The following is a 24373-nucleotide window of genomic DNA, read 5'->3' as shown; positions in this document are numbered from 1 at the left end:
GACGGTCCTTTAAGTGAGTAGGTCAGCGATGTGTTGCGGCACGGCGATGGGGATTTCCAGCAGTTGCTGGGCGAACGCTTTGCCTTGGGGGTCAATGCGCAGGCTGGCGATGCCGCCGCCGCCCAGGGCGTTTTCCAGCAGGAAGTTAAGGCTGTGGCTACCCGGCAAATACCAGCGCTTTACACGACCGTGGAGCGGATCGAGCACATGGCTCATCCAGTCGACGATCACCTCCGGGGTCAGTGTTTCGGCGATCCACGGCAAGTACTCGGGGGCACGGGCGATCACGCCGATATTGCTGTGGTTGCCCTTGTCGCCGGAGCGCGCCACGGCGAGTTTGATCAGCGGTACGCTGGCGTCTGCGCGGCACTGAGGCTGGGGTGGTTCGATGGACGCGGCCGGCGTGAGCACGGGCACGGTGGCGGGCAGCGCAACGGCGTGGCGGACGCCGTCGAGGTCGATCACCGGCGCACACGCCGATTTGTCGATCAGGAACGAAAACAGCCGGATCAGCGGATACACCGACGGTCGCCCGCCGACGATGCCGGTCAAGCCCGGCGCCATGCCTGTCGCCGCCTGGGCAATTTCACGGGCGAACAGTGTCAATGCCTGCTTGTTCGGGTGCCGTACGGCGAGTTTCACTACCACTTCGCGGCAGTCATGACGTTGGGCATGGGCGCCGTAGGTGGCTTCGCTGCCGAGCAGTTCGATATTCACTTCGGTGTAGGGCACCCAACCGTGCTGGCTGAACAGCTCCGATGTCTTGTTGATGATTGCCTGGCTGATGCGCTCGGCCTTGGCCACCGCATCGATTCCGGCGATCAGGCAACTGGCGGTGCAGCGGAAGCCGTCCAGGTAAGTGGCGCTGACTTTGTACTGCGGGGTGGGTGGCAAGCCTTTGGCACCGTGCAGGCGCACGCAGTTTTTACCTTGTTGCTGCAGGCGCACCTGGCTGAAATCACAGATCACATCGGGCAACAGGTAGGCGCGTGGATCGCCGATTTCATACAGCAGCTGCTCGGCCACACTGAGTTCGCTGATCAACCCGCCCGTGCCGTCGACTTTACTCACGGTGAACTGGCCGTCGGCGCTGACTTCGACGATGGGGAAACCGATGTGCTCGTAGTCCGGCACGTTGCGCCAATCGGTGAAGTTGCCGCCGGTGCATTGGGCACCGCATTCGATGATGTGCCCGGCCAGCGCAGCGTGGGCCAGGCGGTCGTAGTCCTGCCATGACCAGCCGAACTCATGCACCAACGCGGCACTGACCACGGCGCTGTCGACTACCCGGCCGGTGATGACGATATCGGCGCCGAGATCAAGCGCCTGGGTGATGCCCGGAGCGCCGAGATACGCGTTGGCGGATACACAGGCCGGCGGCAGTGGCGCACCGTTGAACATATCGGTGATGCCGTGCAGGTGTTTGAGCTGGGGTTGCAAGTCGTCGCCCAGCAGCACGGCGATTTTCAGCGGGAGTTGCGCTTTGTCGCAGGCCGCTTGCAGTGCAGCGGCGCAGGCTTGCGGATGGATGCCGCCGGCATTGCTGATTACGCGGATGCCCTGGTGCTGGATATCGGCCAGCAGAGGCGTGAGTACCTCGACGAAGTCCGTGGCAAAGCCTGCCTGGGGATCTTTCAACCGCGCCCCGGCGAGGATCGACATCGTGACTTCCGCCAAGTAGTCGAACACCAGGTAGTCCAGCTCGCCGCCATGCACCAGTTGGGCGGCAGCCGTGCACGTGTCACCCCAGAACGCGCTGGCGCAGCCGATACGAACTGTCTTGCTCATGAGAAATCCTTCCTCGAATGGCTGGTGTCGAGACTACCAAGCAAGCGCTTGGTTTGTAAACTCCTGACACAAGTTTTGCCCAAGCGCTTGCTTGGGTGACGGTCACGGCCTAAATTGCCGCCCAAGACGTCAGTAGAAGTGAAGGAGAGCAGCATGGATGAGCACAAAGCCCAGCGGGTGATGCGCACCATGGTCGACGGCGGCCAATTGACCGACCCCGACAGTGCCCGGGGCAAGTTGCTGCAAACCGCGGCTCACCTGTTTCGCAACAAAGGTTTTGAACGCACCACTGTGCGCGATCTGGCCAGTGCCGTGGGCATTCAGTCCGGCAGCATCTTTCATCACTTCAAAAGCAAGGACGAGATCCTGCGTGCAGTGATGGAGGAAACCATTCACTACAACACCGCGATGATGCGTGCATCCCTCGAGGATGCGGCGAACGTGCGCGAGCGTGTATTGGCGCTGATCCGCTGCGAATTGCAGTCGATCATGGGCGGAAGTGGCGAGGCCATGGCGGTGTTGGTGTACGAATGGCGCTCGCTGTCAGCCGAAGGCCAGGTTCAGGTACTCGCCCTGCGCGATGTGTACGAAGACCTCTGGCTACAGGTATTGGGGGAGGCGAAGGCTGCTGGTTATATCAGGGGTGATGTGTTTATCACGCGACGCTTCCTGACGGGGGCGCTGTCCTGGACCACCACCTGGTTCCGCGCCCAAGGCAGCCTGACCCTTGAGCAACTGGCCGAAGAAGCCCTGTTGATGGTGTTGAAGGCCGACTGAGACGCAAGCTATTAATTTGGCGGCGAAAGTTGTCTCGCCTGGGAAAAACGCCTAGCTTATTGCCATCAGAGTGTTGAACGGTGTGTGCCTCGATGTTTTCGCCATGGCGGCTGGCTGCAGGACTTACATTTTTGGCAGTGGGCACCGCGGGGTGGATGCCGGTTTTTGCTGCGCAATTGGTAAGGGTTGGCGCCGCGCACTTTCCACCCTACACCGTGCGTCCCGAACAAGGCGCCGATACCGGCCTGCTGCCACAATTGGCGGAGGCCCTGAACGCGTTGCAGAGTGACTACCAGTTTGTGCTGGTGCCTACCTCGATTCCACGTCGTTTCAGGGACTTTGAACAGGGTCGGGTCGATATGGCGATCTTCGAGAACCCCGACTGGGGCTGGCAGAACATCCCTCATACCAGTGTCGACATGGGCCTGGAGGATGCGGAAATCTTCGTGGCCCAACGTGAGCCTGATCGCGGCCAAGATTACTTCGCCGACCTGGCGAATAAGCGTCTGGCAGTGTTCAGCGGCTATCACTACGCGTTTGCCAACTTCAACTCCGACCCCAAGTACATGGCCGAGCACTTCAATGCCACGCTGACCTATTCCCATGACAGCAACCTGCTGATGGTCGCACGCGGGCGTGCCGATATCGCGCTGGTTACCCGTTCGTACCTGAGTGATTTCATGGTGCGCAATGCGGATATGGCGGGGCAGTTCCTGGTGTCGGAGCGTATCGATCAGGTGTATCACCACTTTGCCTTGCTGCGCCCGAAAGCGCCGATCACCGCAGAGGCGTTCGCTGCGTTGCTCAAGCGCTTGCGCGATAACGGCCAGATGCTGAAGATTTTCGAGCCGTACCGCATCGATGTGATGCCGGTGCCCGGAAACTAGACCCGCCGCGCAAACGTATCGCTGTGGCTGCCTGACACCTTGCGGCAATGCACCAGCGCATCCCGGATCATGAAATTCACCAGGGTCGGCGACACACCGAGTTCCTTGGCGATGTCCTTTTGCGGCACGCCGTGCAAGCGGTACATCTCGAACGCGTAGCGGGTGCGCTGGGGCAATTCCGTCAGGGCGTCGGCGATGTTTTCCAGGGTGTTGAAATTGATGTGGGAGGTTTCCGGGGATGCGCCGTGGATCACCACATTCAAGCCTTCCTCTTCCGTTCCCGAATACTTGAGCTCCAGCGCCTGCTTGCGGTAGTGATCGATCGCCAGGTTACGCACGATCTGGAACAGATAGCTCAGTTGGGCCTTGAACGACGACGTGATCGTGGGCGCCGATTGCAGGCGAAAGTAGGCGTCTTGCACGACGTCTTCAGCACGGGAACGACACCCGGTAATGCGTGCCGCAATCTTCACCAGGATCAGTCGATTGTCGACGAACGCCTGGAGAAGCGGTGAGTCGCACCTGCCTGTGGATACTTGTTCCGTCATGGAAATCACCTTGTCGCAAAAGAGGTTAGGGGAGGGCGTCCGTGCTGAGGCCTCCTACACATCGGGCAACAAATTATGCTTAATGATAATGATTGTCAAATGAGAAGGCGAACTAATCTTATGCCTTCTTGAAAGGTGTGAAGCACGTCTCGCTCCGTCTCGACGACTAATTATTTGCCGGCTCCGTCCGTTCTCATGGGTGACAGGTCTGTTAGCAAAACGGCCAAGGATCAGCACCCGCAGGAGGGCGAAATGGGTTTCCAACGAGCAAGCAGCGTGTTTCAGTGGGGAGTGCTCAAGCCATGAGTACGCCCACCCGACTGCGTCTGTTCTGCCTGCCCCATTCGGGCGCCAGCGCCTCGGTTTATGCACGCTGGCGCCGCGCCTTGCCGGACTGGCTGCAGGTGTGTCCGCTGGAGTTGCCTGGACGCGGCATGCGCATGGACGAGCCATTGCAGCGCGACATCAAGGCATTGGCGGCGCAGCTCGCTGATGAAATCAGTCGCAACTTGGACGGCCCCTACGCGCTGTTCGGCCACAGTCTCGGTGGCCTGCTGGCCTTTGAGTTGGCCCATGCGCTCAGCTTGCGTGGCGTGCCCGCACCGCTGGCGCTGTTCGCTTCCGGTACCGCTGGCCCGGCCCGCCGTGATGTCAGCGAATACGCCATTGAAAAGACCGATGAGCAGTTGATCGCCCGCCTGCGCGAATTGCGCGGCACCGCCGAAGAAGCCCTGGCCAACCCTGAGCTGATGCAGTTGATGCTGCCAATCCTGCGCGCCGATTTTTTGCTGTGCGGCAGCTTCAGTTATGGCGAGCGCAAGCCGCTGGGCATGCCCATCCATGTGTTCGGTGGCAAGCAAGACAGCGTGCGCGCCGACCAGTTGCTGGACTGGCAACTCGACGCCGCCAGCGGCTTCTCCCTAGACATGTTCGACGGTCACCACTTCTTTCTCGTGCAGCACGAAAGCGCTGTGCTGCGCTGCCTGCGTCGCTATGCCGAAGAGCACCTGGCCCGTTGGCGAACGGGCGTGGCGCGACAACTGGCCGCCAGCTGAACGCCCTCTAATTCTCGATTTTCCCGTAAGCCGATTTCAGGCAGGAACCCCATGATGGACGCCTTCGAACTTCCCCGCACCCTGGTCCAGTCCCTTCAACGTCGCGCCGCGCAGACCCCGGACCAGGTTGCCCTGCGCTTCCTCGCCGAGTCCGCCGAGCACAGCGTTGTGCTCAGTTACCGTGACCTGGACCAACGTGCCCGCACCATCGCCGCCGCCTTGCAAGCCAACGCGGCGCTGGGTGACCGTGCGGTGCTGTTGTTCCCCAGCGGCCCGGATTACGTCGCGGCGTTCTTTGGTTGCTTGTACGCCGGGGTGATCGCAGTGCCGGCCTATCCACCGGAGTCCACGCGCCGGCATCACCAGGAGCGCTTGCTGTCGATCATCCAGGATGCCGAGCCGCGCCTGATGCTGAGCATCGCCAGCCTCGCCGATGGTTTGGCGCAAATCGAGAATGCGCCGACGGTGTTGAGTGTCGACCACCTGGATTGCGCTAGCGCTGGCGCCTGGATCGAACCCGAGCTGCACGCTGACGACATCGCGTTCCTGCAATACACCTCCGGCTCCACCGCGTTGCCCAAAGGCGTGCAAGTCAGCCATGGCAACCTCGTCGCCAACGAAGTGTTGATCCGTCGCGGGTTTGGTATCGACCTGAACCCGGATGACGTGATTGTCAGCTGGCTGCCGCTGTACCACGACATGGGCCTGATCGGTGGGTTGCTGCAGCCGATTTTCAGCGGCGTGCCGTGCGTGTTGATGGCGCCCGCGTACTTCCTCGGGCGGCCGTTGCGCTGGCTGGAAGCGATCAGCGAATACGGCGGCACCATCAGCGGTGGGCCGGACTTTGCCTATCGCCTGTGCAGCGAACGGGTCAGTGACTCGGCCCTGGAGCGCCTGGATTTGAGCAAATGGCGCGTGGCGTATTCGGGCTCCGAGCCGATCCGTCTCGACACCCTGGAGCGCTTCGCCGAGAAGTTCGCCACCTGCGGCTTCACCCCGGACAATTTCTTCGCTTCTTACGGCCTGGCCGAAGCGACCCTGTTTGTCGCCGGAGGGACCCGTGGCCACGGCATCCCATCCATGCGCATGGACGACCAAGCCCTGGCCGCCAATCGCGCCGAGCCGGGGCAGGGCAGCGCGATCATGAGTTGCGGCACCGGCCAGCCGGAACATGCGGTGCTGATCGTCGACCCGAGCACCCTTGCTGAACTGCCCGACAACAACGTCGGCGAACTCTGGGCCGCCGGTCCGAGCATTGCCCACGGTTACTGGCGCAACCCCGAAGCCACCGCCAAGACCTTTGTGCAGCATGCCGACCGTACCTGGCTGCGCACCGGCGACTTGGGCTTTATCCGTGACGGCGAGGTGTACATCACCGGTCGTCTCAAGGACCTGTTGATCGTACGCGGCCACAACCTGTATCCCCAGGACATCGAACAGACCATCGAGCGCGAAGTGGAAGTGGTGCGCAAGGGCCGGGTCGCCGCGTTTGCGGTGCAAGACCAGGGCGTGGAAGGCATCGGTATTGCCGCCGAAATCAGCCGCAGTGTGCAGAAAATCCTGCCGCCCGAGGCGCTGATCAAAGCCATCCGCCAAGCCGTGGCCGAGGCCTGTCAAGAAGCCCCGAGCGTGGTGGTGCTGCTCAATCCCGGTGGCTTGCCGAAGACGTCCAGCGGCAAGGTGCAGCGTGCAGCGTGTGCCCTGCGCCATGCCGATGGCAGCCTCGACTGTTATGCGCAGTTCCCTGGTCTGCCAATGAAGGCCGGTGATGCGGTGCTGGAGTCGGAGCTGCAAAGCCAGATCGCGGGGATATGGTGCGAACAATTGCAGGTGGCCTCGGTCGCTGCCGATGACCACTTCTTCCTGCTCGGCGGCAACTCTATCACCGCCACACAGGTGGTCGCGCGCTTGCGTGAAGCCCTGGGCCTGGAGTTGAACCTGCGCATGCTGTTCGAAGCGCCGACGCTGGCTGCGTTTACCGCCCAAGTCGCGCACTTGCAACAGGACGGCGGCGTTGCCCAGGGCGTGATTCATGCGCTGTCGCGCCAGGACGAGTTGCCCCAATCCCTGGCACAGAATCGCCTGTGGATCACTTGGCAACTGGACCCGCACAGCAGCGCCTACACCATACCCGGTGCCTTGCGTTTGCGGGGCGAGCTGGACGAAGACACCGTTCGTACCAGCTTCCAGCAACTGATCCAGCGCCACGAAGCCCTGCGTACACGCTTTTACGAGCGCGACGGCCAAGCGTTCCAGCGTGTCGATCAAACCGCCGATTTCGACCTGCAAATCATCGACCTCAGCGACCTGCCGCTGGCCGAGCGTGAAGCCCGCGCCCAACAGATCCGCGAAGACGAAGCGCGCACCCAGTTCGACCTGGAAAAAGGCCCGCTGCTATGGGTGACCCTGGTACGCCTGGATGATGAAGACCACCAACTGCTGGTGACCCTGCACCACATCATCGCCGACGGCTGGTCGTTGAACATCCTGATCGATGAATTCTCGCGCTTCTACGCCGCCGCGACTCAGGGCCAGAGCCTGGCGTTACCACCGCTGGCGTTGCAATACGCCGACTATGGCAGCTGGCAGCGCCAATGGCTGGCCGAGGGCGAGGGCCAGCGGCAACTGGCGTATTGGACAGCGCAATTGGGCGAGGAGCATCCAGCCCTGAGCCTGGCTACCGACCACCCACGTTCTGCGCAGCGGCGGCACAGCGCCTCGCGCCACGACGTGCGCCTGAGTGCGAACCTCAGCGAAGCGATTCGCCAGGCCGCCCAGGCCCATGAATCGACGTCATTCATGCTGTTGCTGGCGGCGTTCCAGAGCCTGCTTTATCGCTACAGCGGCCAGCGTGATATCCGCATCGGCGTGCCGAATGCCAACCGCCCACGCCAGGAAACCCAGGGCTTGGTCGGGTTCTTCATCAACACGCAGGTCATGCGTGCCGAGCTGGATGGGCGCCTGCCGTTCAGTGAGTTGCTGGTTGCCACCCGTCAAGCGGCGCTCGGCGCCCAGGCTCATCAGGATCTGCCTTTCGAGCAACTGCTCGAAGCCTTCCCCCAAGCCCGCGAGCAGGGTTTGTTCCAGGTCATGTTCAACCACCAGCAGCGTGACTTGAGCGCGTTGCGCCGCTTGCCAGGCATGCTCGCCGATGAGCTGCCGTGGCACAGCCGCGAAGCCAAGTTCGACCTGCAACTGCACAGTGAAGAAGACCGCAACGGGCGCCTGAGCCTGTCGTTCGACTACGCCGATGAGTTGTTCGAAAGCCGCAGCATAGAGCGTCTGGCCGAACACTTCATCAACCTGCTGCACGCCGTGTGCGAACAACCGCAGCAAGCCATCGGCGAGCTCAAGCTGATGCCGCAAGACGAGCAGCAGCCGTGGAGCGAAGCCCCCTGCGCGCCGGCCCAGCAATGGCTGCCTGAACTGCTTAACCAGCAGACGTCGGACAACACCGCGCTGGTCTGGCAGGACGGCAGCCTGACCTTCGCCCAACTGCACACCCAGGCCAACCGCCTGGCCCATTACCTGCGTGACAAAGGCGTCGGCCCGGACGTGTGCGTGGCCATCGCCGCCGAGCGTTCGCCGCAACTGCTGATCGGCCTGCTCGCGATCATCAAGGCCGGTGGTGCCTATGTGCCTCTGGACCCGGATTACCCCGCCGAGCGCCTGGCCTACATGCTCAAGGACAGCGGCGTGCAACTGCTGTTGACCCAGACCGCGTTGCTGGAACAACTTCCGGCGACAGATGGTGTGTGCGTGATCGCCATGGACAGCCTGCACCTCGACAGCTGGCCGACCCAGGCGCCGGGCCTGCACCTTCACGGTGACAACCTGGCCTACGTGATCTACACCTCCGGCTCTACCGGCCAACCCAAAGGCGTGGGCAATACCCATGGCGCGTTGGCGGAGCGCTTGCAGTGGATGCAGGCCACCTATCAACTCGATGAAACCGACGTGCTGATGCAAAAGGCGCCGATCAGTTTCGACGTGTCGGTGTGGGAGTGCTTCTGGCCGCTGATCACCGGTTGCCGGCTGGTGCTGGCCAGCCCTGGCGAACATCGTGACCCGCACCGCATCGCGCAACTCGTGCAAGAGCACGGCGTGACCACGCTGCACTTTGTGCCGCCGCTGTTGCAGTTGTTTATCGATGAGCCACTTGCCGCCGAATGCACCAGCCTGCGTCGTCTGTTCTCGGGTGGTGAGGCGTTGCCCGCCGAACTGCGCAACCGCGTATTGGCTCAACTGCCCGCGGTGCAACTGCATAATCGCTATGGCCCGACCGAAACCGCGATCAACGTCACCCACTGGCACTGCCGGGCGGAAGACGGTGAGCGTTCACCGATTGGCCGTCCGCTGGGCAATGTGATCTGCCGCGTGTTGGACGAGCATCTCAACCCCGTGCCGCTGGGTGTGCCGGGTGAGCTGTGTATCGGCGGTATCGGCCTGGCCCGGGGTTATCTGGGGCGTGCAGGCTTGACCGCTGAGCGTTTTGTCGCGGACCACCAGGGTGCGCGGCTGTATCGCACCGGTGACCGCGCCCGTTGGAGCGCTGACGGTGTGCTGGAATACCTCGGCCGTCTCGATCAGCAGGTCAAACTGCGCGGCTTCCGCGTGGAGCCAGAAGAAATCGAGGCACGCCTGTTGGCCCTGGACGGCGTCGCCCAGGCCGTGGTGCTGGTGCGTGATGCCAAGCTGATTGGCTATTACACCGCGCCGGCCGGTCTGCACGAGCAAGTGGTGAAAACCGCCCTGGCCGCCGAGTTGCCGGAGTACATGGTGCCCGCGCTGCTGATGCGCCTGGACGCCATGCCCCTGAGTCCCAGCGGCAAAGTCGACCGTCGTGCACTGCCGGAACCGCTATGGCAGGTGCGTGAACACGTCGAACCGCAAACCCCATTACAGCAACACATCGCCGCCATCTGGCGCGAGGTGCTGGGCCTGCCCCGTATCGGCCTGCGCGATGACTTTTTCGCCCTCGGCGGCCATTCATTGCTGGCCACGCAGATCATCTCGCGCACCCGTCAGGCGTGTGACGTCGAGCTGCCGCTGCGCACCTTGTTCGAAGCCAGCGAGCTGGGCGCTTTTGCCGAGCAAGTCGAGCTGATCCAGGCGGCGGGTCAACGCAACCAGCAAACCGCCATCGCCAAGGTTGATCGCAGTCAGCCGGTGCCGCTGTCTTATTCCCAGCAGCGCATGTGGTTCCTTTGGCAGATGGAACCGGACAGCCCGGCCTACAACGTCGGCGGTATGGCGCGCCTGCGCGGTGTGCTGGATGTGGGGCGTTTCGAGGCGGCGTTGCAAGCCCTGATCATGCGCCACGAAACCCTGCGCACCACCTTCCCGAGTGTCGACGGTGTGGCCTATCAGAACGTCTCGCGCCAGACCGGCCTGCGCATGGACTGGCAAGACTTCTCAGCGCTCACCCCGGCGGACTGCCAGTCACGTCTGCAGCAGCTGGCCGACCATGAAGCCCATACGCCTTTCAATCTGGAAACCGGGCCGTTGCTGCGCGCCTGCCTGGTCAAGGCCGGTGAACAGGAACACTACCTGGTGCTGACGCTGCACCACATCGTCACCGAAGGTTGGGCCATGGACATCTTTGCCCGTGAACTCAGCGCGCTCTATGAAGCCTTTATCGATGAACGCGACTCACCGCTGGCGCCCTTGCCGGTGCAGTACCTGGACTACAGCGTGTGGCAGCGCCAATGGATGGAGTCTGGCGAGCGCCAGCGTCAACTGGATTACTGGACCACACAACTGGGTCATGAGCATCCTTTGCTCGAACTGCCTGGCGATCGTCCACGCCCACCGGTGCAAAGCCACCAGGGCGAGCTGTACCGCTTCGACCTGAGCGACGACTTGGCCACCCGCGTACGTGCCTTCAATGCCGAGCGAGGCCTTACGCTGTTCATGACCATGACTGCCACCTTGGCCGTGTTGCTCTACCGCTACAGCGGCCAGACCGACCTGCGTATCGGCGCGCCGGTGGCCAACCGTATCCGCCCGGAAAGCGAAGGGTTGATCGGCGCGTTCCTCAACACCCAGGTGCTGCGTTGCCAGCTCAATGGACAGATGCGCGTCGGCGAGTTGTTCGAACAGGTGCGCCACACCGTGATTGAAGGCCAGTCCCATCAGGACCTGCCATTCGACCATCTGGTGGAAGCCCTGCAACCCACCCGCAGCGCGGCCTACAACCCGTTGTTCCAGGTGATGTGCAACGTGCAGCGCTGGGAATTCCAACAGAGCCGCCAACTGGCCGGCATGACGGTCGAGTACCTGGCCAACGATGCTCGCGCCACCAAGTTCGACTTGAACCTGGAGGTCACTGACCTCGACCACCGCCTGGGTTGCTGCCTGACCTACAGCACTGACCTGTTCGATGAGCCGCGCATTGCACGCATGGCCGAGCATTGGCGCAACCTGCTGGAAGCCTTGATCGCCGATCCGCAACAGCGCCTCAGCGAACTGCCTTTGCTGACGGCGGTTGAGCAAAGTGTGTTGCAGGACAGCCTGGGCATCGAGGTCGGTGAGCACCGTCTCGATCAGTGCATTCACACGTTGTTCAGCCAACAAGCGGCGGTCCGTGACGATGCGCCTGCGCTGACGTTTGCAGACGTTACCCTCAGCTACCGCGAACTGAACGAGCGCGCCAATCGCCTGGCCTGGATGCTGCGCGAGCGGGGCGTCGGCCCGCAGGTGCGCGTCGGCCTGGCGTTGCCACGTTCCCTGGAAATGGTTATCGGCCTGCTGGCGATCCTCAAGGCCGGTGGCGCCTATGTGCCGCTGGACCCGGAATACCCGCTGGACCGCTTGCACTACATGATCGAAGACAGCGGCATCGGCCTGTTACTCAGTGATGCGGCGATGTTCGAAGCCCTCGGCGAATTGCCGGCAACCGTGGCGTGCTGGTGCCTGGAAGACGATCTGCCGGTGCTGGCCAATTACCCGGCGAACGAGCCGCTGTTCATCAGCCTGCCGCAACACCAGGCGTACCTGATCTACACCTCCGGCTCCACCGGCAAGCCCAAAGGCGTGGTGGTGTCGCACGGTGAAATCACCATGCATTGCCAGGCGGTGATCCAGCGCTTCGGCATGCAGCCGGATGACTGTGAGCTGCACTTCTATTCGATCAACTTCGATGCCGCTACCGAGCGCTTGCTGGTGCCGTTGCTCAGCGGTGCACAGGTGGTGTTGCGCGCCCAGGGCCAGTGGGATGCCGAAGAAATCTGCGGACTGATCCGCACCCATCGCATCAATATCCTCGGCTTCACGCCCAGCTACGGCAGCCAGTTGGCGCAATGGCTGGCGACCCAGCAGCAGACTTTGCCGGTACGCATGTGCATCACCGGTGGCGAAGCGTTGACCGGCGAACACTTGCAGCGCATTCGTGCGGCGTTCCAGCCACAGGTGTTTTTCAACGCCTATGGCCCGACCGAAACCGTGGTGATGCCGCTGGCCAGCCTGGCGCCAGAGCAGTTGGAGGAGGGCGCGGGCAGCGTGCCAATCGGCAGCATTATCGGTGACCGGGTGGCGTACATTCTCGACGCCGACCTGGCGCTGGTGCCCCAGGGGGCGACGGGCGAGTTGTACGTTGGCGGTGCCGGCCTGGCCCAGGGTTATCACCAACGCCCGGGCATGACGGCGGAGCGCTTTGTTGCCGATCCGTTTGCCCGCAACGGTGGCCGCCTGTATCGCACCGGCGACCTGGTGCGCCAGCGCGCCGATGGTCTTGTGGAGTACCTGGGGCGTATCGACCATCAGGTGAAAATCCGCGGCTTCCGTATCGAACTGGGCGAGATCGAAACCCGTTTGCTGGAGCACGAGGCCGTGCGTGAAACGGTGGTGCTGGCGCTGGACTCGCCGAGCGGCAAGCAGTTGGTGGCTTATCTGGTCAGCGACGCCGAGCACGGCGCACTGCGTGACGCGCTCAAGGCTCACCTCAAGGCGCAACTGCCGGACTACATGGTGCCCGCGCACCTGATCGTACTGGACAGCATGCCGCTGACCGCCAACGGCAAGCTCGACCGCCGCGCCTTGCCGCAACCGGACCCAGAGGCCAACCGCCAACAGTATGTGGCGCCCCGCAATGAACTGGAGCACACCCTGGTTGCGATCTGGTGCGCAGTGTTGAACGTGCAGCAGGTCGGTTTGGACGACAACTTCTTCGAGCTGGGCGGCGATTCGATCTTGTCGATCCAGGTGGTCAGCCGCGCTCGGCAGGCGGGGATCCATTTCAGTCCTCGCGACCTGTTCCAGCACCAGACCGTACAAACCCTGGCCGCCGTCGCCACCCGCTCGGAGCAGGTCATCGCGGAGCAGGGCGTGTTGACGGGCAGCTCAGGCCTGACGCCGATCCAGCACTGGTTCTTCGATACCGAGATCCCGAACCGTCAGCACTGGAACCAGGCGCTGGTGCTCAAGCCGCTGCAACTGCTCGACCCGCATCGCCTGGAGCAAGCGCTGCTGGCGGTGCTGGAACACCATGATGCCCTGCGCTTGAGCTTCACCCCGCGTGATGCCCAATGGCACGCCGAGCACTTGGCGGTGCCCGAAGGCGGCGTGCTGATGCAGGCGCAAGTGCGCGATATGGACCAGTGCACGGCGCTGTTCACCGACACCCAGCGCAGCCTCGACCTGGCTCGTGGTCCGCTGCTGCGTGCCTTGCTGGTGGATGGCCCGCAAGGCCAGCAGCGTCTGCTGATTGCCATCCATCACTTGGTGGTCGACGGCGTGTCGTGGCGGGTGTTGCTGGAGGATCTGCAAACGGTCTACCGCCAACTGAGCGAGGGCCAGTCCGTCAGCCTGCCGGCCAAGACCAGTGCGCTACGGGACTGGGCAGCACGCTTGCAGGCGTATGCCGGCAGCGAGTCCCTGCGTGAAGAGTTGGGTGTCTGGCAGATGCAACTGGCAGGCCCGGCAGTGGCGTTGCCGGTGGATCGCCCGCACGGTTCATTGCGCAACCGCGATGCCGATACCGTCAGCGTGCGGCTGGATGCCGAGTCTACCCGCCAGCTGTTGCAACAGGCACCGAGTGCCTACCGCACACAGGTCAATGACTTGCTGCTGACAGCCCTGGCGCGTGTGTTGTGCCGCTGGAGTGGTCACGGTTCGGCATTGATCCAGCTGGAAGGCCATGGGCGCGAAACGCTGTTCGATGAGATCGACCTGACCCGTAGTGTGGGCTGGTTCACCAGTGCCTATCCGCTGCGCCTCACCCCGCTCGAGGAGCAGGGCGCGTCGATCAAGGCGATCAAGGAGCAACTGCGTGGCGTACCGCACAAAGGCTTGGGCTACGGCGTGCTGCGTTATCTGGCGGACGACCTGTGCCAGCAGTCTATGGCCACGCTGCCGAGCGCTGCGATCACCTTCAACTACCTCGGCCAGTTCGACCAGAGCTTTGGTGCCGACGCGCTGTTCCATCCGCTGGACGAGTCGGCAGGCGTTGCCCATGACCCGGATGCGCCGCTGCCCAATGAGCTGAGCGTGGACAGCCAGGTGTATGGCGGGGAATTGGTCTTGCGCTGGACGTTCAGTCGCGAACGCCACGACTCGCAGACTATCCGCGCATTGGCCGACGGTTACCTGGCTGAATTGCAAAGCCTGATCGCGCACTGCCTCCAGGACGATGCCGGTGGCCTCACGCCGTCCGACTTCCCCTTGGCGCAGCTGACCCAGGCACAACTGGATGTCTTGCCGGTTCCGGCCAATGCCATCGAAGACGTCTACCCGCTGACCCCCATGCAGGAAGGCCTGCTACTGCACACACTGTTGGAGCCGGGCACCGGCCTCTACTACATGCAGGACCGCTATCGCATTAACAGCGCCCTGGACCCGCAGCGTTTCGCCCAGGCCTGGCAAGCGGTGATCGCCCGTCACGAAGCCCTGCGTGCGTCGTTCTGCTGGAACGTCGGCGAAGACATGCTGCAAGTGATCCACAAGCCGGGCAGCACGCCCATTGAGTACCTGGACTGGAGCAACGACCCTGAGGAGCAACAGGAACCGCGTCTGCAAGCTTTGCTCAAGGCCGAACGTGAAGCCGGTTTCGATCTGCTCAACCGGGCACCGTTCCACTTGCGCCTGATCCGCGTCGGTGAAGCGCGTTATTGGTTCATGATGAGCAACCACCACATCCTGATTGATGCCTGGTGCCGTTCGTTGCTGATGAATGACTTCTTCGAGATCTATATGGCCCTGGGCGAAGGTCGCGACGCGCAACTGGCCACGCCGCCACGCTATCGCGACTACATCGCCTGGCTGCAACGCCAGAACCTGAATGAGGCGCGCCAGTGGTGGCAGCAGAACCTGCAAGGCTTCGAACGCACCACGCCGATCCCGAGCGACCGCCCGTTCTTGCGTGAACACGCGGGCCACAGCGGCGGCATGGTGGTGGGCGACTGCTACACCCGTCTTGATGCCCGTGACGGTGCGCAATTGCGTGAACTGGCCCAGGCTCACCAACTGACCGTCAACACCTTCGCCCAGGCGGCGTGGGCTTTGGTACTGCGTCGCTTGAGCGGCGACCGCGACGTGCTGTTCGGCGTCACCGTGGCGGGTCGCCCGGTGGAAATGCCCGAGATGCAGCGCACTGTCGGCCTGTTCATCAACAGCATCGCGCTGCGGGTGAAACTGCCCGAGGACGATCAACCGTGCAGTGTGCGCCAGTGGTTGAGCGGTTTGCTCGACAGCAACATGCAACTGCGCGAGTACGAATACCTGCCGCTGGTGACGATCCAGGAGCACAGCGAACTGCCCAAGGGCCAGCCGCTGTTCGACAGCCTGTTCGTGTTCGAAAACGCCCCGGTGGAAGTCTCGGTGCTGGACCGTGCACAAAGCCTGAATGCCACCTCGGATTCCGGCCGCACCCACACCAACTTCCCGCTGACCGCCGTTTGCTACCCGGGCGATGATCTCGGTTTGCACCTGTCCTACGACCAGCGCTACTTCGACGAAACCACCGTGCAAGGCATGCTGGGCGAGTTCAAGCGCCTGCTGCTGGCGTTGGTGCAGGGCTTCCACGGCGAGATGGCCGAGCTGCCGCTGATTGGCGAACAGGAGCGCGAGTTCCTGTTGGATGGCTGTAACCAGAGCGAGCATGACTACCCGCTGGAACGCAGCTATGTCGAACTGTTTGAAGCCCAAGTGGTTGCGCATCCGCAGCGCGTTGCCGCCAGTTGCCTCGACCAGCAATGGACCTATGACGAGCTGAACCGCCGTAGTAACGGCCTGGGTCACGCGCTGATTGCAGCGGGTGTGGGCCTGGACCAACCCGTGGCGTTGCTGGCCGAGCGTAACCTCGACCTGCTCGGCATGATCATCGGCAGCTTCAAGGCCGGTGCCGGCTACTTGCCGCTGGACCCAGGGCTGCCGAGCCAGCGGTTGAGCAGCATCATCGACCTGAGCCGCACGCCGTTGCTGGTGTGTACAGAAGCATCTCGCGAGCAGGCCATCGAGTTGCTGGACGGTTTCGACTGCCAATTGCTGGTGTGGGAAGAAATACCGGCACGTGGCGAAAACCCCGGTATCTACAGCAGCCCGGACAACCTCGCCTACGTGATCTACACCTCGGGCTCCACCGGCCTGCCCAAGGGCGTGATGGTGGAACAGCGCGGTATGCTCAATAACCAGTTGAGCAAGGTGCCGTACCTGCAACTAAGCGAGGCGGATGTGATCGCGCAGACCGCCTCGCAGAGCTTTGATATTTCCGTGTGGCAGTTCCTTGCCGCGCCGTTGTTTGGTGCGCGGGTGGATATCGTGCCGAACGCGCTGGCCCATGATCCGCAAGGGCTGCTTGAGCATGTCCAGGCGCAAGGCATCACGGTGCTGGAGAGCGTGCCGTCACTGATCCAGGGCATGCTCGCCCAGGATCGCATCGGCCTCGACGGCTTGCGCTGGATGCTGCCGACGGGCGAAGCCATGCCGCCGGAGCTGGCGCACCAGTGGTTGCAGCGTTACCCCGAGATAGGTCTGGTGAACGCCTATGGCCCGGCGGAATGCTCCGATGACGTGGCGTTCTTCCGTGTCGATGCCGCATCGACCCGTGGCACTTACCTGCCGATTGGTACACCGACCGACAACAACCGTTTGTACCTGCTGGATGGCGCACTGGAGCTGGTGCCCCAAGGCGCAGTCGGTGAGTTGTGCGTGGCGGGTACGGGCGTCGGGCGGGGTTATGTCAGCGACCCGCTGCGCACCGCGCCGGTGTTTGTGCCGAACCCGTTTGGCGCAGCGGGCGAGCGCCTCTATCGTACCGGCGACCTAGCACGGCGGCGCAGTGATGGCGTGTTGGAGTACGTCGGGCGGATCGACCATCAGGTGAAGATTCGTGGCTACCGCATCGAACTGGGGGAAATCGAAGCGCGTCTGCATGAACAGCCAGAAGTGCGTGATGCGGCGGTGGGCGTACAGGAAGGCGTCAACGGCAAGCATCTGGTCGGCTACCTGGTGGCGGCGGATGAAGCGCTGAAACCAAGCGAACGCCTGGACCGCATCAAGCAACGCCTGCGCGCCGAACTGCCGGAATACATGGTGCCGCTGCACTGGCTGTGGCTCGACCGCCTGCCGCTGAACGCCAACGGCAAACTCGACCGCAAGGCGTTGCCTTCGCTCGAGATCGGCCAGCTCCAGAGCCAGGATTACCTGGCACCGCGCAACGAGCTGGAAGGCACCCTGGCCGCAATCTGGGCCGAGGTGCTGAAGGTTGAGCGGGTCGGCGTGCAGGACAACTTCTTCGAATTGGGCGGGCACTCGTTGCTGGCCACGCAGATTGCCTCGCGGGTGCAGAAAACCTTGCAGCGCGATGTGCCGCTGCGGGCGATGTTCGAGTGCAGCACGGTGGCGGAGCTGGCCGGGTATATCGATGGGTTGGCGGCGAATGAGATCAGCGCGGAGAAGGTGGATCGGTTGAGTGATTTGATGGCGGAGTTGGAGGGATTGTGAGACGGCCGCTGATCGGAAAAAGCCTCGTGTAATGTCAGAACTGTCAATTCTGACAGTAGGCGCAAGAGTGGCGAAAGAGCTCACTAAAGGGAGAAACCTCGGCTTCATGCTGGCCGAGGTTGCTGCCCCTTTAAACACGGAGTTCTTGTCATGGCTAAAGAAAAAGCACCAACCACAGCCGAAACTGTCTCAGATCCAGTCGAAACCCAATCGCCAAAACTGCTCAAGCCCAAAGCGCTGGAAGTTGCCGCTGCGCAGATTTCCAGTGAGGTGGACGGCACCGTCGTTCCCTCTCGAATGCCAGGTTCTTACCTGACCGTTGACCCACGCATGGACGGTTCGCCCATCACCGTTACGTTCAGTGCAAAGGAGGCGCCTGAGCCGGTACTCGAGGCTATTGTGGACTCAAGCGGTCAGTCCGGGGCGAGGAAGATACCAATCCCTTTGAATTACCTAACCCGGCTTATGGGATTTACAGCCCTCATTTCATATACAGGGAAAGCCCAAGGGCAGGCAGCGCAATCATTGGGCAAGGAAGTGGGGATATCGTTCTATCCAGCCAGTGAAAGTGAAAACCTTGCGCCCTACTTGCTCCACGAAAAAATTGTGCACAACACGCCTACCTATGACATGAACGATCATACGGGCGATGAGACGGTGCTGGTGCCGGTACCGCCTCTTGCCAAGGAGGGTGACAAGGTCTACTGCACCGCGGTGACCGAGCAGGACGTTGTGCCGTATACCTTCTATACCGTGGTTTATGGTCACGAATTGAGTGCTGAAGAGGCCGTTGCGGGGCACGTGCTTCGCTTCTCTATCGCACGCGGTTGGCTGGCGCGACGTAAACCCTGGAGGTCCATTACGCTACAAAGCGCCTGGATTACCAGCGGTTTGTCAGCTGAGCCTCCAGCTGAAGTCGACCCGCACCTTGAAACGCGACTGCCGGCGAATGCTCTGGAGATCCAGCGGCGTCGGACCGCAGCGTTGATTGTGGCACCTGGGCTGGATTTGCCTCCTCCTCATCTGCGCCAGTCTGTGGACTACAACCGTGAGTGGCACCTTAATCCCGTACTCACTAAAGACGGAGGGGATGTCGATGTCCCCAGCCTGGACACCTATGCAGGCGACCATGTCTGCTTCACCCTGAGCGGGCCGGGCTACGGTTCCAAGTCGCTCGGCTGCGTGACAGTGGCCAACGACGGCGATATGCCGGCCGTTGAGCTGTCAGCGTGTGACATTGCGTGTTTCTTCAATAAAAAAATGACACTGGCATACACCCTTGAATTCCCGAATAGTGAGGAGCCTCAGGCATCACCCGAACAACTCGTCAATGTGTCATCGCCTGAATTTACCCACTCGGAAATTGAAGAGGCAACGGGCAAGGTTCTGGACCTTCAGACATTCCCAGGGGGAGCAACGGCCTTGGTTCCCGTATGGGATTACGCAGAGTGTTCGAACTGTTGCTGGATGTGGATCACTGGTGAACATGAAGACGGTACTGCCTACCGGTTCGATATTTTGATGGATGCGCCTGTTACAGACGAGTGGAAGGCGAGCGGAGTTGATACGCCTATCCTGAGAGCTGACCTGAAAAAGTTGGCCGATTGCAGCGAGTTTGAACTGCACTTTGCGGCGAGTTTTTGTGAGGCATGTGATCTGGCGAGTGCTCATGCATTTCCTGTGCAGACGTTCAAAATCGAGCAGGAGCCTCTGGCCCTGACTGCGCCCAAGGTAACGGAGGCCGTGGGCACCAACTTGACAGCTTACAATGGGCGCAACGGCGTCCATGTCGAGGTGGATTACGTGGGTAACCACGCCAAGCACACCATCAGTGTCTGCTGGAAAAAACCGAATGGCACTTGCTGGCCGTTGGCATCGAAACCGGGCAGTTCCACGGGAGCCGTCATCTTCGCGCTGCCACCTGAGGCAGTGATCGAGAGTATGGGGAAAACGGTGGATATCGTTTACACCGTGACGACCGCGTGCAAGATGCAGACTTCTCCTGCGCTGAAATTGGCTATCAGTCTTCCAGTGCGTCTGGAAACGCCGAACGTGCTGGAGGCCGTTCCGTCGAGGACTCAGAACGGGGTTCTGGATCTGAGGACCTTTACTGGAAATGCCAACTCTCTCGAAGACCCGATGTGGTTTTTGCGGGCTGGACATATCTGTTGGTTGGACGCAACTGGGACGAAAAAGGACGGCACGCTCTATTCTTTCCCTGTCTACGCGGCCAGGGGCATTACCGCTGGTGAGTTGACTGCTGGGGTGGCCGCTCCTCTATTGCGATCTGAGTTGGATAAGCTGAAAGACGCTACCAACTTGACATTGGTGTTTAGAGTGACGACGGATGGCAGCGCAAACAAAAGCAATGCGGTGGTCTGTCCATCAAGGGTTTTGATCGTGCGTGTGATCACGACGGTCTTTGAAAATTTCAATTCCCTCCCTTATGGCCAGTATCCTGCTGGCACTAACGTTGACGCTTCAACGATGACGATCAGGGCTCAGTCAGGTACGGTTGGTATTCATGCTGCCAATCCAGCAGTTCCTGGTATGACTTCTGGCAACGCCATTGCGTTGAACTGTGCAGCGACTACAGAAGGGCCGATGCCAACGCAAACCGTTGACCTCTTCCTCAAGCGTGGTTATTCGCGTGTCAGGTTTTCTTTTACGCGCAATGCGTATTATGGAGCTTTTACCTTTTACGGTGCGAATAGTGCGGTTCTCGGAACTCGATCTGGATTGCCTTTAAATAGCAGGGTTGATTTCACTGCTCCGATAGGGCAACAAATCGTTCGTATAAGCGCCACCAATCAACAACACTCATACTTGGACGATTTCGAACTTGACTATTAAGTAGAATGCGCTCCTTTTGCTCGCCTCTGCGAAGACTTTGGGGGCGAGCAAACGGCTACTTAGAGCCCAAAATTTTTCCGAGTTTCTCCGGCGAAGGCGCCCCTTGCTGTTGCTGCAACCCACCCTTGTCATCCAGATAAAAAATCGCTGGCGTCGCCGACAACTCCAGCTCATCCATCAACTTCATATTCCCATCCAGCTTGGCCTCGATATTCGCCGGGATCTTCGCCAGCGCCTGCAACTTGCTGCCTTTACCGGCGGCTTCGTGTTCTTCCAGGGCCTTTTGCGGTTCTTTGGCGGCAAACAACGCGGCGGATTTGGCCGCGCTGTCTTCGCGGATGATACCGACCATGATGTGGCGCAGCTGCACCTTGCCGGCCTTGACCCACGGACGCGCCTGTTCCCAGAACATGTTGCAGTACGGGCAGTTGGGGTCGCTGAACAGGTAGACGATGCGCGGCGCGTTGATGTCGCCGTCCTGGATCCAGCTGCTTTTTTCCATCTTGGCCCAGACTTCCTTGGCCATTGGCGCGTAGACCAGTTTTTCCAGGGGCGCGCTGCTCAGGTCGTTGCCTTGGGCGTCGTACAGGTTGCCGGCGATTACGTTCTTGCCGTCGGCGGTCAGGTACAGGGCCATGCCGCGGTTCTGGTATTGCGCGGCGTAGCCGGTGAGGCCGCTGGGGGCGTCGAACTTGCCGAGGATCTTGGCGCCCTTGGCTTCGATCTGTTTGATTGGCGCCGGCCAGTCTTCGGCCTGGGCCAGGGTCGCGGCCAAGGTCAGTGGCAGCAGGGTCAGCAGGTGGCGGAGGCGAGGCATGTCGGTTTCCTTGTGGCGGCGGGGGCGTTGTCGAAGGGTTCCATGGCGCGGGCCAGGCTGGCCTGGGACAGTTCGCCCAGATGACTATTGATCAGGCGTCCATCGGCTTGGTAGAACAGGGTCGTCGGCAACGCCATGGAACCTACGGCCTGGCCGAGGCGGCCACTGGCGTCGAACAGCACGTTGTCGAGGGTCAGGCCCTGGGTAGCGAGGAAGGTGCTGACGCTTTGCATGCTTTCGGCCTGGTTGACGAACAGGAAGGTCACGTCGGGCCGCTGGTGTTGGGCGCGTTCCAGTACCGGCATCTCGCGGCGGCACGGTGGGCACCAGGTGGCCCAGAGGTTGATCACCAACGGGCCGCCTTTGTAGTCGGCCAGTTGCACCACGTCGCCATTGGCGTTGCGCAAGGTGATGTCCGGCAGTTGCGCGCCCTTGTCGTACAGGCTCAGTGACAGGCTGGTCAACCCCCAGAACACCAGCCCGGTGACCACGCCGGCACTCAGCGGTGTGCGCAGGGCAGGGCGGCGCCAGCCATACAGCAGCGCGCCGAGCACCAGGGCGATCACGCCGGGCCAGGGAAGAAAACCGCCATCGCGCAGGTCGACCATTTGCAGCGGGTCGTGGCTGTACTCGCTCCAGTACATCAGCACAAAGCTGAGGCGTGCCACCAGCATGCCCAGCAAAAACAGGCTGAACAGCACCGACTCAGGGTTTTCCCCGCCACGCTTGGCCACTCGCCAACCCACCAGGGTGGCGAGAATCAGCGCGCTGATCAGCAGGATATGATTCAGGGCAATGGCGAAGGTGCCGATGGTCAGGGTCAGCATCAGAGCGCGTCCCGGGTTTGCGTCCAGCGTTGCAGGAAGGCGGCGGCATCCACTTCGCCGGTGATACGTTGGGCGCGGCGTTCTTCACCGTCCGGGCCGATCCACACGAAACTCGGTGGCCCTGGCACTTTGTAGCGGCCGAGCAGCTCGCGGCTGGCGGCGTTGTCGGCGGTGACGTCCAGGCGCAGCAGGCGCACATCTTTCAGGGCGTCCATCACGCCGGGTTGGCCGAACACTTGTTTTTCCATGATCTTGCACGACACGCACCAGTCGGCGTAGTAGTCCACCAGCACCCATTGGCCCTGGGCCTTGGCGGCGTCGAGCTGGGTTTGCAGCACGGCCGGGTCGTTGATGGTCATGAACGCATCATGAGCGCTCGCCGTGGCGGCAACCCGCGAGCCGCTGTAGACCTTCAGTGGTTGCCACAGGTCATCGCTGCCACCGGCCGCGCCCACCACCAGCACCGCGCCCCACAGGCCCAGCACCAGGGAGCCGGCGCCGAACACCTTGGCCGCCAACCCGTATTCGCGAGCGAGGGTCCAGCCGCAGTAGGCCATGACCAGCGCCAGTGCGCCCCACAGGCCGAGCCACAGGCTTTCGCCGACTACCGGGCGAATCATCAACACGGCGGTGCCGAGGAACAGGAAGCCGAAGATACCCTTGAGCACATTCATCCAGGTGCCCGGCTTGGGCAGGAAGCGGTTGCCCACGGTCACCAGCAGCAACAATGGGATACCGATGCCGATGCCCATGGTGAACAGAATCAAGCCGCCGTGCAGCGCGTTGCCGCTCTGGGCGATATACAACAGGGCACCGGCCAGGGGCGCGGTCATGCACGGGCCGACCAACAGGCCGGACAGCGCCCCCAGAACCCCGGCGCCGACCAGGCTGCCACCGCTTTGCTGGCGGCTGACGTTGTCTAGGCGATCACGCAGGAAGGCGGGCAGTTGCAGTTCAAAAAAACCGAACATTGGCAGGGCGAGGATCACGAACAGCGCGGCGAAACTGCCCAGAATCCACGGGGTTTGCAGCAGCGCGGCCAGGTTGCCGCCGAGCAGCGCGGCCAATACGCCAAGCGCTGCATACACCAAGGCCATGCACACCACATAGCTGCTGGCCAGGGCAAAACCACGGCGTGGGCTGGCGCCACTGCCCACGACCAGGCCGGCGAGAATCGGCAGCATCGGCAACGAACACGGCGCAAACGCCAGCAGCAGGCCCAAACCGAAGAACACCAACAGGCTCCAGCCCAGGCTGCGTTGTTGCAGGCCACTGGCCAGGATCTGGTCCTGGGCCAGGGTAGTGGCGGCAACGGCCGGGTTGCCGCCCAGGTCCACGGTGATTGACTGCGGCGGGTAGCACAGGCCCGCATCGGCGCAGCCCTGCCAGCCGAGCTTGACCTTACCGGTGACACCGGCGGGGATCTTCACTTCCAAGCCCTGGCGATACACTTGCTGCTCGCCAAAGAACTCATCGCTATGGTCTTCACCCTGGGGCAGTGCCGGTTTTTCGGCGAGGCCGTCGAACTTCATGCGTTGCTGGTACAGGTAATAACCGTCGGCAATCTGCCAATACAGCTGGGTCTCGCCACTTTCCAGGCGTTCGGAGGTAAAGGTGAAGGCTTTGCCCACCGGGAGGAAGTCGGGTTTGGTCTCAAACGGATTACCCGGCGCTGCCTGGGCGAATCCTGCGAACAACACCAGCAAAAAAGTAAACAGATGCCGCATGGTCAAGCCTTAGTTCGATGCAAGTGAGGCACACAATGTGTGGCGTTGATTAACCGATGATTAACCGGCGCTATTCTAGAGTGTAGGGATAATCTGGGCGCACCTCTTTTTACGGCATAATCGGCCGTTAATCCGCCCAGCCTTTAATTCCCCCA

Annotated in this window: 10 protein-coding genes; 5 read left to right on the top strand and 5 right to left on the bottom strand. The window is 61.9% G+C overall.

Annotation, left to right across the window (positions count from 1 at the left end):
- Positions 1-9 precede the first annotated feature (9 nt).
- Positions 10-1788 carry an acyclic terpene utilization AtuA family protein gene (locus AC07V4_RS08675; protein ID WP_492635933.1) on the bottom strand — a complete coding sequence of 593 codons (1779 nt, stop codon included), beginning with the start codon at positions 1786-1788 and terminating at the stop codon, positions 10-12.
- Between the two features lie 153 nt (positions 1789-1941).
- On the opposite strand from AC07V4_RS08675, the gene AC07V4_RS08670 reads away from it, so the two are divergent.
- The gene (locus AC07V4_RS08670) at positions 1942-2565 is read left to right on the top strand and encodes a TetR/AcrR family transcriptional regulator (RefSeq protein WP_492635934.1); all 624 of its coding nucleotides are present in this window, start codon (positions 1942-1944) and stop codon (positions 2563-2565) included.
- A gap of 92 nt (positions 2566-2657) precedes the next feature.
- Complete coding sequence (locus tag AC07V4_RS08665; RefSeq protein WP_492635935.1) at positions 2658-3452, top strand: substrate-binding periplasmic protein; 795 nt, start codon at positions 2658-2660, stop codon at positions 3450-3452.
- Here the strand turns inward: AC07V4_RS08665 and AC07V4_RS08660 are convergent.
- Positions 3449-4000, bottom strand: a complete 552-nt coding sequence (locus AC07V4_RS08660) for an RNA polymerase factor sigma-70 (protein ID WP_005789991.1) — start codon at positions 3998-4000, stop codon at positions 3449-3451. The two genes, AC07V4_RS08665 and AC07V4_RS08660, sit on opposite strands and share 4 nt — an antisense overlap.
- Before the next feature lie 302 nt (positions 4001-4302).
- Between AC07V4_RS08660 and AC07V4_RS08655 the strand changes: the two genes are divergently transcribed.
- The 3 genes from AC07V4_RS08655 (at position 4303) to AC07V4_RS08645 (ending at position 20847) form a co-directional block, all read left to right on the top strand.
- On the top strand, positions 4303-5055 hold the full coding sequence (locus AC07V4_RS08655; RefSeq protein ID WP_492635936.1) for a thioesterase II family protein: 753 nt from the start codon (positions 4303-4305) through the stop codon (positions 5053-5055).
- 51 nt (positions 5056-5106) lie between these two features.
- Positions 5107-17994, top strand: coding sequence for a non-ribosomal peptide synthetase (locus AC07V4_RS08650; RefSeq protein ID WP_492635937.1), 12888 nt, complete (start codon positions 5107-5109; stop codon positions 17992-17994).
- Positions 17995-18144: 150 nt separating this feature from the next.
- Entirely contained in the window at positions 18145-20847 is a 2703-nt protein-coding gene (locus AC07V4_RS08645; RefSeq protein ID WP_492635938.1) for a hypothetical protein, read from the top strand.
- Between the two features lie 55 nt (positions 20848-20902).
- Here AC07V4_RS08645 and dsbG read toward each other — a convergent pair whose 3' ends face one another.
- From dsbG to dsbD, 3 genes are read right to left on the bottom strand one after another with little or no spacing between them, the layout of a single operon-like run.
- Positions 20903-21664 (bottom strand): thiol:disulfide interchange protein DsbG, encoded by a 762-nt coding sequence (dsbG, locus tag AC07V4_RS08640; RefSeq protein WP_492635939.1) that lies wholly within the window; start codon positions 21662-21664, stop codon positions 20903-20905.
- The gene (locus tag AC07V4_RS08635; RefSeq protein ID WP_492635940.1) at positions 21640-22491 is read right to left on the bottom strand and encodes a prolipoprotein diacylglyceryl transferase family protein; all 852 of its coding nucleotides are present in this window, start codon (positions 22489-22491) and stop codon (positions 21640-21642) included. The genes dsbG and AC07V4_RS08635 overlap by 25 nt, the downstream gene beginning before the upstream one ends.
- Positions 22491-24218 carry a protein-disulfide reductase DsbD gene (dsbD, locus tag AC07V4_RS08630; RefSeq protein WP_492635941.1) on the bottom strand — a complete coding sequence of 576 codons (1728 nt, stop codon included), beginning with the start codon at positions 24216-24218 and terminating at the stop codon, positions 22491-22493. The genes AC07V4_RS08635 and dsbD overlap by 1 nt, the downstream gene beginning before the upstream one ends.
- Positions 24219-24373 lie beyond the last annotated feature (155 nt).

Source organism: Pseudomonas sp. GW821-FHT03A09 (genome assembly GCF_059421065.1).
Note: the sequence above shows the minus strand (reverse complement) of the source record. Positions and strands in the feature narration are given on the sequence as shown.

What these genes read in the sequence shown, in the direction of transcription:
- dsbD (WP_492635941.1), bottom strand. Translation starts at nt 24,218, where the DNA reads ATGCGGCATCTGTTTACTTTTTTGCTGGTGTTGTTCGCAGGATTCGCC.
- AC07V4_RS08655 (WP_492635936.1), top strand. Translation starts at nt 4,303, where the DNA reads ATGAGTACGCCCACCCGACTGCGTCTGTTCTGCCTGCCCCATTCGGGC.
- AC07V4_RS08660 (WP_005789991.1), bottom strand. Translation starts at nt 4,000, where the DNA reads ATGACGGAACAAGTATCCACAGGCAGGTGCGACTCACCGCTTCTCCAG.
- AC07V4_RS08650 (WP_492635937.1), top strand. Translation starts at nt 5,107, where the DNA reads ATGATGGACGCCTTCGAACTTCCCCGCACCCTGGTCCAGTCCCTTCAA.
- AC07V4_RS08645 (WP_492635938.1), top strand. Translation starts at nt 18,145, where the DNA reads ATGGCTAAAGAAAAAGCACCAACCACAGCCGAAACTGTCTCAGATCCA.
- AC07V4_RS08675 (WP_492635933.1), bottom strand. Translation starts at nt 1,788, where the DNA reads ATGAGCAAGACAGTTCGTATCGGCTGCGCCAGCGCGTTCTGGGGTGAC.
- AC07V4_RS08665 (WP_492635935.1), top strand. Translation starts at nt 2,658, where the DNA reads ATGTTTTCGCCATGGCGGCTGGCTGCAGGACTTACATTTTTGGCAGTG.
- AC07V4_RS08635 (WP_492635940.1), bottom strand. Translation starts at nt 22,491, where the DNA reads ATGCTGACCCTGACCATCGGCACCTTCGCCATTGCCCTGAATCATATC.
- dsbG (WP_492635939.1), bottom strand. Translation starts at nt 21,664, where the DNA reads ATGCCTCGCCTCCGCCACCTGCTGACCCTGCTGCCACTGACCTTGGCC.
- AC07V4_RS08670 (WP_492635934.1), top strand. Translation starts at nt 1,942, where the DNA reads ATGGATGAGCACAAAGCCCAGCGGGTGATGCGCACCATGGTCGACGGC.